Consider the following 12137-nt stretch of genomic DNA (forward strand, 5'->3'; position numbering starts at 1 on the left):
GTTACTCTATAATTTTAGTTACTACTCCTGCTCCAACAGTTCTTCCACCTTCTCTAATAGCAAAGTTTAATTTCTCTGCCATAGCTATGGGCGTAATAAGTTTAACAGTAAATTTAGCATCATCACCTGGCATAACCATTTCTGTACCAGCTGGTAATTCTACTTCACCTGTAACATCTGTTGTTCTAAAATAAAACTGTGGTCTATACTTAGTAAAGAATGGTGTGTGTCTTCCACCCTCATCTTTTTTAAGCACATATGCTTGAGCCTCAAATTTAGTGTGTGGAGTAATTGAGCCAGGTTTACAAAGTACTTGACCTCTTTCGATATCAGTTCTTTCAATACCTCTCAACAAAATTCCAACATTGTCTCCAGCTTCACCTGAGTCTAAAAGTTTTCTAAACATCTCAACTCCAGTACAAACCGATTTTTTAGTTTCTCTAATTCCAACTATTTCAACTTCTTCTCCAGTTTTAATTACTCCTGACTCAACTCTACCAGTTGCAACTGTTCCTCTTCCAGAAATTGAGAATACGTCCTCAACTGGCATCAAGAATGGTTTATCAACCTCTCTAGCTGGTTGTGGGATATGTTCATCAACAGCTTTCATTAATTCTAAAATTGAATTTTTTCCAATTTCATCATCTCTTCCTTCAACTGCTGCTAATGCAGAACCTTTAATGATAGGTGTTTTGTCTCCTGGGTATTTATATGAAGTTAAAAGCTCTTTAATTTCTTCTTCAACAAGTTCAATCATTTCTTTATCGTCAACTTGATCTACTTTATTTAGGTATACAACAATTGCTGGAATACCAACTTGTCTTCCTAAAAGAATATGTTCTCTTGTTTGTGGCATCGGGCCGTCAGCTGCATTAACAACTAAAATTGCTCCGTCCATTTGTGCAGCACCAGTGATCATATTTTTAACATAATCAGCGTGACCAGGACAATCCACGTGAGCATAGTGTCTTTTTTCAGTTTCATACTCAACATGTGCTGTTGAAATTGTTATGCCTCTCTCTTTTTCTTCAGGCGCTTTATCAATCTGATCATAAGCAACTGCAGTTCCACCGCCAGATTGTGCTAATACATTTGTAATAGCGGCAGTAAGAGTTGTTTTACCATGGTCGACATGACCAATAGTCCCAATGTTACAGTGGGGTTTATTTCTTACAAATTTTTCTTTTGACATTACGTTTATACCTCAGTTTTTTTTGTTTCTTCTAATTTTAATTTCTTGGAGCGGGTAAAGGGAATCGAACCCTTACATCCAGCTTGGAAGGCTAGCGTTCTACCATTGAACTACACCCGCACAACCCCAAGAGTAACACTCCATGTTATCTAAAATTTATTAAATGGTGGAGGGGGAAAGATTCGAACTTTCGAAGACCGAAGTCAACGGGTTTACAGCCCGCCCCATTTGACCGCTCTGGAACCCCTCCTTTGGGGAAGTGTCCCCTTGTTCAATAAAGCTTCAAATAACAAGCGTTTTATATATTTTATTTATGCAAATGCAACACGTGATTTAATAGGAAAATATTAAAAAAACCATGTAAAATAGATGCTAATTTATGAATAAATCATCATTTTTCATTGTTGGTCAACACGCAGTTATTGAAGCTCTAAGAAATCCTAAAAGAAAGGTTTTAAGGGTCTTTTTGACTGAGGAGTCTAAAAAAAATATTCATAGGAAAAATCCAAATAAAAATGTTTTGGAAGACGTAAAAGTTTACTTTAAATCCAAAAAAGAATTAGACAAATATACATCAAAAGAACAGTTAATGCATAATGGATATGTAGCAGAGATTGAACATTTTGATCAACCGGATCTAAAACAATTTATAAAAGGTAAAAATAATTTAACTTTTGTCTGTCTTGATGAAGTTACTGATCCAAGAAATATTGGTTCATTAATAAGAAGTGCCGCATCATTTAATATTGATGGATTGATAATTAAAGAGAGACATTTTCCTCGTGATAGTAAATTAATGTATAAATCAGCAAGTGGTTGTATCGAACATATGAATATATTCCAAGTGACCAACATTAATTCAACGTTAAAAAATTTAAGAGAAAAAAACTTCTGGGTTTATGGTTTTGATGCAAAAGGTCAAAAAGATTTCACAGATATAAAGTGGGAAGGAAACAATATTCTCCTTTTTGGCTCAGAGGGCTTTGGTATGAGAAAGCATACTGGCAAATATGCTGATTTTTTTGTAAAAATAAATATGAATGAAGATATTGAAAGTTTAAATATCTCAAATAGCGCAGCAATCGTTTTTCATCACTTAAGTTATATAAAAAAAAGAGGTTGATTATTTATTAAATAGTTAATAATTATTGCACATGCCCTTGTAGCTCAGTTGGTAGAGCAATTGATTTGTAATCAATAGGTCCGCGGTTCGAATCCGTGCGGGGGCACCATCACAAACATTTAGTTTCCTAACTTTTCTGATCATTAGAAAGAAAAATGATGATGAGAACAGAACGAAACAAAGAACATACAAAGGAAGAAAGAAGAACTTCTTGTAGTGAATTTGTAGTGAATGCATTTTTATACGATCAATGCGTTCGTCGTATGTTCTGATTGCTTGTCCTTTTTCTTTTTTAAACTAACTATGAAACTAGACAAGGAAACATTATGGGCAAACTTACTGACGCGATCTGTCGTTCATTAAACAGATTAGATAAAAAATATTATAAACCTGGGAATTATCCTGGAGTGCAATTCTGGGTGTTAACCTCTGGAACTAAAACCTGGTACTACCAATATAGAACACCAAATAAAAAATATCCTGTATCAAAAAGATTAGGTAACTATCCGCATGTTGGGTTAGTCGAGGCCCACAAAAAAGCAAAACAATTAGCACAAAATATCTTCAATGGAATCTACCCAGAAGAACAAGAGAAATCTGACATAATGAAAATGCAATTAGGTGAAGCTCTAAAGAACTATTACATTGATGAGTTAACAGAAGCGAATAGACATAGACCTAGCACCATCAAAAACATTAAAGCTATCTTTAAAGTTTGGATATTTAGAAACACTTATGACAAAGAAATTTTAAATAAGTTGTTACGTGCAGATGATATTCAGTACAAAAAGCTTTCATCAATCACACCGAAAATGTTCAAGAATCTGTTTCAAATAGTAGGATCAAAGTCCCCTACTACTGCAAACAGATTACAAAATTATTTACGTAAATTCTGGAATGATTATGTCAAAGAAGCTGACAATCCGTTCTTAATGAAAAAGAAATTTATGTATGATGAGAATGTTTATTTAGATTTTCTTGATCCAACAGAGCTCAAAAGAGTTATGAAAGTATTGGTCCAGGTTGATCAAAGAACAGGAAGATTGAACAAAGATTATTACATCAAAAGAAAGCTTAACCCTGTTTCATGTTTATTGCTTGCCTTTCTATTAACAACAGGACGTAGAACAGAAGAAGCTTCATCACTTACCTGGAACCAATATCTAAAAGGTGATGAACCAAGAATAAGATTATTTGAAACTAAAACATCAAAGAAAAATCAAAAGCTTATCTTTGGCCTGGGTGATGACGCAGTAAAAGTTTTAAATTTGATTTTAAAAGACAGGTTAAATAATCCAGATTCCAGATTTTATTTTCCTGTTAACGATCCACGTAACAACTGTATTTTTCCATCAAAAGATTATGGAAGAAAACTTGCAAATGGAAAATGTAAATCACTGCACATAATTGATCCCGATAAAACCTGGGACAAGTCATTGAAGTTAGGTGGTGTTGAAAGACATATGAAAGTTTATGCTACACGTCACACCTTTGCTACAAACTTTTACAGAGAAACTAGAGATATAAAAGCTCTTGCAGAAGCATTGGGAACAACAGAAGAGATCGCATTAAAGTACGCGAAACTTGTAGGACAAACTGTTGTTGATGGTATCAATAAAATTAAATTCTTTGATGAGGACAAAGTAATTTTAAAACAAGTTAATTGAGCCTGGTTCCTGGTTCATATATAAGGGTTGCATATGGGCAAAGACAAATGGGCAAAAGTTATTAGTTATTTACGATCATCTAATCGCGATCCAGATAAAGTTTTAAAATTATTAAAAGGTAATCAAAAAGGTAAAGAAACTAATTACGATATTAATAGATCATCTTACGCATTAAATATAATTGCAGTTATCACACAGAAGATGAGAGATCCAAAAAACAAAGGCAAGACTAGAGCTCACATAATTAGAACCTGGGTTAAATCAGATGACTTTAAAAGTTTTTATAACCTTATGCGTCACGAAGAAAATCTTAAATGGTCCAGGGATAGTGTTGAGAAATACGTAAAACAAATAAATGATTTATGGTCCAAACCAAACCAACAACATTGGAAAAAATATTTTAAGATGACAGGTGGATACTTTCTTGTTGATGATAAAAAATTAAAAGGAAAAAGTATCTCAAATAAATTATTTAAGATGAAATAATACCGACGATCGGGAACGATCGTCTATAATCACTTCCCGCATATATTCTATTTCAAAGTAATCCGATCTATATAATCGGATATGAAAACAAAAATTATTAAAGATCCAACTTTTACTTATTACTCAAAGGGCGGAAATGTCGAGAAAGCTATTCCTGGCAGAGGTGATGGCGAAGCTAAAAAACAATTAGCAGATTTAGAAAAAATTGAATTCGACGTATTCCAAAACTTAACAGATCAAATACAGGAAGATTTTGAAAACGAAAAGCAACCTGGTGAAAGCTTTATTGATTGGTTGAAATCTAAACCAGATTCTTATTTCAAAAGAATAGAATTAAACAAAGGTGGTAAAGTTATTTCAATCAGTGACTACCTAAAACAAAAAGAAGATATCCCTATCAAGAAGATTGATCTTGCTAGTTACTTCACACCTGGAAAAACTTTGTCATCACTTACAGAAGCAGAACGAGATGTAGTTAATCAATTATTGAGAATGTCGTTAGGCAAAAAGGATTAATGAACCCAAAAGAATACAAACAAATGATGGAGTACCTAACAAGACCCTCTACCCCATTAGAAAAGAAAATATCAGAAGAAAAAATAAAAAAGAATAAACCAAAACAAATGACGTTACCTGGCATGGAGGTACCGCAAACACAATTAAAACCATTAATAGATTTAGAAAAATTAATAGAAGAAAACGAAGATCCTATTGTAACAAACAGAGGCAAACAAACAGAAGCACTTATCAACACAACAAACAAACACATCAAAGATCAAATTAAAAAAGGAAACATCAAAAAAGAAGATCTGTTGTTAAAGCAAGATTCAAACGGATTGATGGTTAATAAAAATAAAACTATCGCAATCAGAGATAGCTTTATGGCTAAACAATTTAATAGAGCATTAGGGGTGAATGATGAACCCCAGGCAACACCAGAACAGGTTGGAAAGTTAGCAGAGAGATTAGAACGTAACGCACAAATGACAGGTGGCAAAGGTCCGTTCACAAAGATTGCAAATAACCTGGGAAAGAAAAAACCTGTAACAAAAACAAAACTTCCAGAATTTAAAATTGAGCCAAGTATATTCCCTGTAAATAGTTTTGTAAGAACGGCCCCCGATCCAGAAACAATTAGAATGGAACAGAGGTTTAATGAGCTAGTTAGAAAAGACCAAGAAGAAAAAATAAAAAATCAAACTAGTGGAATCGGTGGATTGTTAGGAGGGAAAAAAGCTTATGAATAAATATGAGCTAAAATATATCCTCGAACAACAATCATCTATTGTAGATCGACTTACAGATAGTCTAGGCAAACAATCAACACACATACAGGAATTGTGGACCGAGATTGGTTTAAAGAATACCAAAATAAATAATCTTACCCAAGTATTAGGAACAAAGAACGAGGAAATAATAAAACTAAAAAACATAATCAAATCTCAATCAGAGAAAAATTTAGCGGAATATCATTTCCCAGAACTAGTGGATAATTAAAATGACAATAAAAATATATACAAAAACAAAACACCATAAGACTAACAAGAGTACGTATATCCCGAGAATGTATGGAGTAATTGAGGGACCTGTACATCAAATGATGAAATTTTTTCCAAAGGAATTCGAGTTTATACGACATGAATCAAAGAGATCATTGAGAGCACCAAAGAAAACAGATGAGTAATAAAAAATTTTTACGACCTAAAGAAGTTGAAGAAATCTATTCGATTAAAGTTTCAACACTAGCAAAACAACGACGGGGACGATACGGCCTGCCCTTTGTAGTCGTTGGTCGTAAGAAGAACGCACAAAGAGGCGGTGTAATTTTATACAACGTTGATGACATCAACGACAGGTTAAACGATCAAAGGAGATCGACGTTGTAACAACAACCATAGACGAGGTAAAAATATATGGGCTTTAATAAGGAACTATCTAAAAAGATTGCATTGGAAACTATGGGAACCGAAAGCGGTCCCGCAGATACCCAAGGCATAGAAATAAAATCACCAGGTAAAATGCATTGGTTCACGGTCAAGGGTCAATCGTTTGATGAGCTAACACAAATAACAACAACACAATTATATGATCCAGATGGTGAGTTAGAAACTTACATAATCCAGGCAGATAATAAATCTTTAAGAGAAAAAATAATTAACAAAGCAGATGACAACGTAACTGTAAAAGTTATTGCACGTTGCGTTAATTGGTTTGGAACAGAGTTTTTATGGTTACCCGCAATCAAGACAGGTGGTAACTCAAAGCTAGCTTCACAAACGGCGAAAAAAGCTATTGAAAAAGGTTTAGACGGAAATTGGATCAAGGCCAAATGGAAAGACAATTCAACAGGTTGGCAATCCTGGTCCCACCCTGGCGCTGATAAAGAACCTGAATGGTCCAATATGAGTGATGAAGAAATAATTGATCAAGTATTTGATGGAAGAATAATTGAATCATTAGATCACGAAGCCTTAATCAGAAACGTTGGAGGTAAGGTATAATGGACAAAGGTTCAAAATGGTTAGAAGAAAATAAAAAACATTATCCTAGCAAAGAATATTTAAGAGATTTAAGTCATAAGACACTTTTAAAATATTGGTTTAATTGTTGGCAGAATAAAGATCCCCAGGAATATCAAGATATGGAATGGGATTGGGAAAATGAATTACAAAAATTTACAGACAACCCAATAGAACAAACTCAATCAGCAATAAAATATAATCCCGAGATATGTCCATGTTGCGGTGACGTTAAAGAAGAATACCTGGAGGCGCTACGTGAAGAAGATGAGTAAAAACCAAGAAGCCTGGGTAACTATGCAATTAGAAAACGCAAAGAGAATTCACATACTGCGTTGCAAAGTTTGGGACCTAGAAGAAGAGCTTAACAAAGAAAGGAACAAAAATGGTGAGAAGAAAAAAGATAATCGAGGAGTTAACGGCATATGAGATTCTTAAAATATGTAGAAGATCAATTCGAAAAGGTGTTAGCCGTAGATACAGAATTCCTGTTCGATACGACAAAGACAATCCCAGAGAAAGTAATATGTTTTGTTTATACTGACATATTCACGGGTGAAGTAACTAGAAAATGGGTTTATGGTAAAAAGGATTACACACCGCATTTTGATTATGAAAATATTTTATTAGTTACCTACAACGCAACGGCAGAGATTGGATCTTACTTAAAACAATTACATGGACGGCCTAAAAATATCTGGGACGCATACGTTGAAACTTCACGACTTTATAAACCAATGCGTATGGGTAAAGGTGCATTAACATTATTAACAACGGCAGAGAATTACGGCATAGAAGATAAACTTACTGTTGTTGAGAAAGAAAGGAATCTGGATTTAATTTTAAGAAGAAACGAATTTAGTCATTTACCTTTTGATTATACTTACACTGAACAAAAACAAATATTAGATTACTGCCAATCAGATACAGAAATTTTAAGACAGGTATTTGTTAAACAAGTCCTGGATATAGAAACAAAGTTAAACTTAAAAACAGAAGAAGAATTTGAAAGAGAACTCTGGCAGATAATGAACAGAGGTTATGCGATAGGTTGCGTGAGCCTAGTTGAAAGAAACGGAATACCTGTTGATACAAATTTGATACATAAATTCAATGAAGCCTGGCCCAAGGTTAAAGACAATTTAATCAGAAAAATTAATAAAGAAATAAATGTATTTACAGATGATCTAGTTTTTAATCATAAAAAATTTGATGAATTAATTATAAAAAATAATCTTCATCATAGATGGCAAAGAATGAAATCTGGTCACTTCACTACAAATAAAAAAGTAATTAAGAACCATTTAGATTGTGAAGATATTAAAAAATTTAATGAGATAAGAACTTTCCAAAATATGACAAAGCTAACTTCATATGCGCCTGGATATGATGGAAGAGTAAGAACATCTATTAATATGTTTGGAACGGTTACAGGTAGAGCTTCGCCGTCCTCGGCCAAGTATCCGTTCAGCGCGAGTAAGTGGGCCAGGAATTTTATTAAACCGAGTTATGGTTCTTATTTAGTTTATATTGATTACACATCACAGGAACCAGGAGTAATGGGCTACTTATCCAAAGATGAAAATTTAATTAATGCTTATCAATCTGGTGATATCTATATCCACACTGCAAAGCTATTTGATATGGTCCCAGAAAATGCAACAAAACAATCACACCCAGAGGAACGAGGAATATTTAAAGTTTTATATTTAGCAAACTCATATGGCCAGGGTCCGAGAGCAGTTGCAGAAGCTTTAAAGTGCAGTGTTAGTCACGCAAAATTCTTACAGAAAAAATACAGAGAAATTTATAATAAATACTTTACATGGATCGAGGGATTTATTGAGGCGGGATTACATAAGAAATATTTAACAACAATCTATGGCTGGCAAAGACATATAAAAGATTTATTTCAAACTAAAGATGGAAAGCGAACTGATATTAGAAGAAGTTTATTGAATTGGCCTATCCAATCACACGGGGCAGAAATTTTAAGGAAAGCTCTAATTGATTTAACAGATGAAAATTTTGAAGTATGCGCACTAGTACACGACGCAGTATTAATTCAGATTCCTATTCCAGAATTTAAAACAAGACTTGAAGAAGCAAAACAAATAATGGTTAATGCTTCCATTGACGTTGTTGGAGGACCGATAAGAGTTGATCACGAAGTAATAAAAACTAATTATGTTCAAGAGGGAAAGGATCAAAAATTATTTGATGAGATTATGAAAGAAATTAATACGTACACCCGATCTGAACAAAAGGTACACCCCAATCGAGAACACCGCCCTATATAATTAATAATATGATTAATAAAAATAATAATATAGATTCCGCACAAACCTATGATGGTGTTACATTTACAAGAGGTCCAATGCACATAAATCACTTTTACGAAATATCTAAATGCGGAGTTAACGCATTGAGATTGTATCAATACATAAGAACTATCCAGGGGTTAAGATATCCTGGAAACCAAGAGAGCTCACATCTACCTGTTAAAGTTGATAACAAAAAACTTTATTTATGGTTCGGTGTTGGTCCCAATAAGAAATGGGAAGCAATTAAAAAACTAGAAGCAAAAAAGATAATCAAAGTTAGACGTGGTGGTAAAGGAAAACTGCCAACCGTTTGGATAGTGTTACCAAAAAAGAAATTAAACTAGGTACACCCGATCTGGGGATTGTATTTTAATTTATGGGATTTATTATTAGGTCACTAACAATATCTTACCTTGTCTAAAGATTAAGATTGTATCCAGGTGCTTATGCCCATAGGTGCCTGGATTTACTTTTCACGGTCCATGTTAGGTGGGGACGGATTCAAAGTAAGCGGTTACGTTAAATGTCCGATTAATTTCTTATGAATGAAAACAGATTTCAATTATCCAGAAAAGAATTCGCAGATAAACTAGGCATATCAACAGATAATTTAAAAAAGAAAATGAAACGAGGACACTATCAATCTTCGTACATTAAACGTGACGGAAAATATTATTTCGCCGTACAAGAGGCAGTGCGTCCAAACCAAGATTTATCCCTAGGTACAAATGTCCCCAGGAAGAGGAATCGTGGCAATCATTTTAAAGGCAAATATCCTAATAGAGCTTTCCAAGAAAAGAACGAATTAAGAATGTTGGCAAAGCTAAAACACAACGTTGATCCAGAGGTCCAAGATTTATTACCCGAGGCCGTTGAGCTAGCAAAACAGAAGAAGCGAGAACGACTACAATCCGCGCTTAACGAACCTGTAAGAACTAAAAATTATGGAATGGGAATATTCAGTATGTCGAACCCTGGTTATGGATCGAAACAATACCTGTCGCCTGTTGCACATAACCTGGAACCGAATAAATTTAGAAAGACCAATCGAGGGAGTACACGTACCCGTAAATTATATTGGTAAATTCAGTCCAACCCGATCTGGATTTTTCTGGATTTTTTGTAGGCAAAAGTAAGCAAATGTTAACCACCAAAAGTTACCTTATGTCACCCAGGGTTATTTGCGATTAGTTAGATATACCAATATTAATTTAAGATTTTTCAGAGGGGTACTGCGACAAGAAATAGGAAGCTAACCTCTCGCCTACCTGTGACAGAATTCGATCCAGATATGTTGGACTTATTTGGACTTTATTTGGACCGAAATTGTGTACTGATGTGTACTTGCCCTGGTCCGTGATTAGGTGGCCTTTACCTGTTTTGCGTTTGCGTGGTAACAGGATTTACAGATCGAGCCTGTTGAATATTCGAACTCTGAAAACATAATTGTAAAATCTGTTCTAGCAATCTCTTCGCGATCCGATCCACAGAAGATACAACGATCATGGCTCACGTTGTCGAACAGGGATTTGTGGTTCTCTTTACCAGAAGCATTTTGCCAAGAAGCCATTTGAAATATTTTTTCTGAAAAATTTTTTACCTTTCAATTTAAAACATAATTTAAAATTTAGACTTTGTGAATCCTAAACTATCCAGGATCAAGAAGTTTTGTGGGTCCCTTTGTGTTTGATTGTTAGTATATACACAACATATAATCTAAAGGTTATCTCTGACGAGGAAAGTCGATTAATGGAATCCAGAGCCACGTACAAAGCCATTGGGACCCCTCGTGGCACTTGCACTTATGCAAGTCGAGGCGAGCAACAGCGAGCCTCCTAGAGCTTATTCTAGCAAAAATTCAGAGGTAAAAATCCGCATAAAGATTCAGTTTTTTGTTTTAAGTTTGTATTACTTTTTAAAAAAGTTAATGATTGCAGTTGTTGATTTATTTAACTTTTATTTTTTGAAGTGTAGTGAATTTGTAGTGAATTTATTTTACTTGCTTGACGGGGATTCCAGAAGTTACTAATATCAACGTTAATGAAAGGAAATTTTAAGAAGCTTTTTGATTTGTAATCAATAGGTCCGCGGTTCGAATCCGTGCGGGGGCACCATATTTTATAAAATACATTACATATTTTTAAGAACTAAATAATATTAAATTTATTATCAGGTAGTTCTTTATAATTGTACCTAGAAAATAAAACTTTTTCATTTTTAATTGTATTTTTTAAATTTTCTTCGGTCCAATTAATTTTAATTTTGTTAGAAACATTTATTTTTTGTGTATTATCTAAAACCGATAAATTTAAACCCAAGTCCCAGTCTTTGTTCAGTGAAATCAAATCCTCTTTTAAATTTTCTATTTTAAGTACTCTTGCATTGGTAGGAAAAATATAAGAATTGTAAAGATAGGTTAGAAAACCAGGGTATTTAATATTAATGTTTTTTACAAATTCATTGAAATCATTTTTAGGAAAATTATTCAAAGGAGATAAAATATGCCAATCTTTAGAATATAATTTTCCAGTTTCACCAAAATTCATACGATTGAAAAAATGTAAGTATTTAAAAAAACTTTCGTACCATGTTAACGGGTGTCGTACAGTGCAGAAAAATCTATTTTTATTTTTAAGATTAAAATTAAAAATCTTTAAAAAACTTGAGTTATATCCAGCTAGAAAATCGTAGTTGGCATGTTTATTAATTGGATTTGATCTAATCATTTTAAAACCACTTTTTTCAAAAACTTTCCAGACCCAGTTACCTCCAGTTTTAGGTATATGTAAAAAATAAATATTTTTTTTAATAACAAAACTCATTTAA

15 protein-coding genes and 3 tRNA genes are annotated in these 12137 nt (G+C 33.6%); 14 read left to right on the forward strand and 4 right to left on the reverse strand.

All coding sequences use genetic code 11. The features are described 5' to 3' along the window. Position 1: 1 nt before the first annotated feature. The 3 genes from tuf to ACTT9X_RS03835 all read right to left on the reverse strand — a co-directional run bounded on the left by tuf (position 2) and on the right by ACTT9X_RS03835 (position 1442). The gene (gene tuf / locus ACTT9X_RS03825; protein ID WP_440934347.1) at positions 2–1192 is read right to left on the reverse strand and encodes an elongation factor Tu; all 1191 of its coding nucleotides are present in this window, start codon (positions 1190–1192) and stop codon (positions 2–4) included. Between the two features lie 46 nt (positions 1193–1238). Continuing rightward, positions 1239–1312 (reverse strand) — tRNA-Gly (locus tag ACTT9X_RS03830). Positions 1313–1356: 44 nt separating this feature from the next. Further along, a tRNA-Tyr gene (locus tag ACTT9X_RS03835) sits at positions 1357–1442 on the reverse strand. A 129-nt stretch (positions 1443–1571) separates the two neighbouring features. Here ACTT9X_RS03835 and rlmB point away from each other — a divergent pair. From rlmB to ACTT9X_RS03905, 14 genes are all read left to right on the forward strand, one after another. After that, positions 1572–2315 (forward strand): 23S rRNA (guanosine(2251)-2'-O)-methyltransferase RlmB, encoded by a 744-nt coding sequence (gene rlmB, locus ACTT9X_RS03840; RefSeq protein ID WP_440934348.1) that lies wholly within the window; start codon positions 1572–1574, stop codon positions 2313–2315. A gap of 33 nt (positions 2316–2348) precedes the next feature. Further along, positions 2349–2424, forward strand: a tRNA-Thr gene (locus tag ACTT9X_RS03845). Positions 2425–2641: 217 nt separating this feature from the next. Continuing rightward, the gene (locus tag ACTT9X_RS03850) at positions 2642–3982 is read left to right on the forward strand and encodes a tyrosine-type recombinase/integrase (protein WP_440934349.1); all 1341 of its coding nucleotides are present in this window, start codon (positions 2642–2644) and stop codon (positions 3980–3982) included. Positions 3983–4015: 33 nt separating this feature from the next. Beyond that, positions 4016–4468: a hypothetical protein gene (locus ACTT9X_RS03855; protein ID WP_440934350.1), complete on the forward strand. Its 453-nt coding sequence runs from the start codon at positions 4016–4018 to the stop codon at positions 4466–4468. Between the two features lie 81 nt (positions 4469–4549). Beyond that, a complete protein-coding gene (locus ACTT9X_RS03860) occupies positions 4550–4984 on the forward strand; it encodes a hypothetical protein (protein ID WP_440934351.1) in 435 nt (144 codons plus the stop codon). After that, on the forward strand, positions 4984–5715 hold the full coding sequence (locus ACTT9X_RS03865) for a hypothetical protein (RefSeq protein WP_440934352.1): 732 nt from the start codon (positions 4984–4986) through the stop codon (positions 5713–5715). The genes ACTT9X_RS03860 and ACTT9X_RS03865 overlap by 1 nt, the downstream gene beginning before the upstream one ends. Next, a complete protein-coding gene (locus tag ACTT9X_RS03870) occupies positions 5708–5965 on the forward strand; it encodes a hypothetical protein (RefSeq protein ID WP_440934353.1) in 258 nt (85 codons plus the stop codon). The genes ACTT9X_RS03865 and ACTT9X_RS03870 overlap by 8 nt, the downstream gene beginning before the upstream one ends. A gap of 179 nt (positions 5966–6144) precedes the next feature. Beyond that, positions 6145–6354, forward strand: a complete 210-nt coding sequence (locus ACTT9X_RS03875) for a hypothetical protein (protein WP_440934354.1) — start codon at positions 6145–6147, stop codon at positions 6352–6354. A 27-nt stretch (positions 6355–6381) separates the two neighbouring features. After that, on the forward strand, positions 6382–6969 hold the full coding sequence (locus ACTT9X_RS03880) for a hypothetical protein (protein ID WP_440934355.1): 588 nt from the start codon (positions 6382–6384) through the stop codon (positions 6967–6969). After that, positions 6969–7262 carry a hypothetical protein gene (locus tag ACTT9X_RS03885; RefSeq protein WP_440934356.1) on the forward strand — a complete coding sequence of 98 codons (294 nt, stop codon included), beginning with the start codon at positions 6969–6971 and terminating at the stop codon, positions 7260–7262. Before ACTT9X_RS03880 ends, ACTT9X_RS03885 begins: the two co-directional genes overlap by 1 nt. After that, entirely contained in the window at positions 7255–7416 is a 162-nt protein-coding gene (locus tag ACTT9X_RS03890; RefSeq protein ID WP_440934357.1) for a hypothetical protein, read from the forward strand. The genes ACTT9X_RS03885 and ACTT9X_RS03890 overlap by 8 nt, the downstream gene beginning before the upstream one ends. After that, complete coding sequence (locus tag ACTT9X_RS03895; RefSeq protein ID WP_440934358.1) at positions 7413–9287, forward strand: DNA polymerase; 1875 nt, start codon at positions 7413–7415, stop codon at positions 9285–9287. The genes ACTT9X_RS03890 and ACTT9X_RS03895 overlap by 4 nt, the downstream gene beginning before the upstream one ends. 8 nt (positions 9288–9295) lie before the next feature. Beyond that, positions 9296–9655: a hypothetical protein gene (locus tag ACTT9X_RS03900; protein WP_440934359.1), complete on the forward strand. Its 360-nt coding sequence runs from the start codon at positions 9296–9298 to the stop codon at positions 9653–9655. Between the two features lie 197 nt (positions 9656–9852). Then, a complete protein-coding gene (locus ACTT9X_RS03905; protein WP_440934360.1) occupies positions 9853–10395 on the forward strand; it encodes a hypothetical protein in 543 nt (180 codons plus the stop codon). A 1063-nt stretch (positions 10396–11458) separates the two neighbouring features. Here ACTT9X_RS03905 and ACTT9X_RS03910 read toward each other — a convergent pair. Beyond that, positions 11459–12133: a hypothetical protein gene (locus tag ACTT9X_RS03910; RefSeq protein ID WP_440934361.1), complete on the reverse strand. Its 675-nt coding sequence runs from the start codon at positions 12131–12133 to the stop codon at positions 11459–11461. Positions 12134–12137 lie beyond the last annotated feature (4 nt).

Source organism: Candidatus Pelagibacter sp., assembly GCF_052049855.1.
Classification (GTDB): Bacteria; Pseudomonadota; Alphaproteobacteria; order Pelagibacterales; family Pelagibacteraceae; genus Pelagibacter.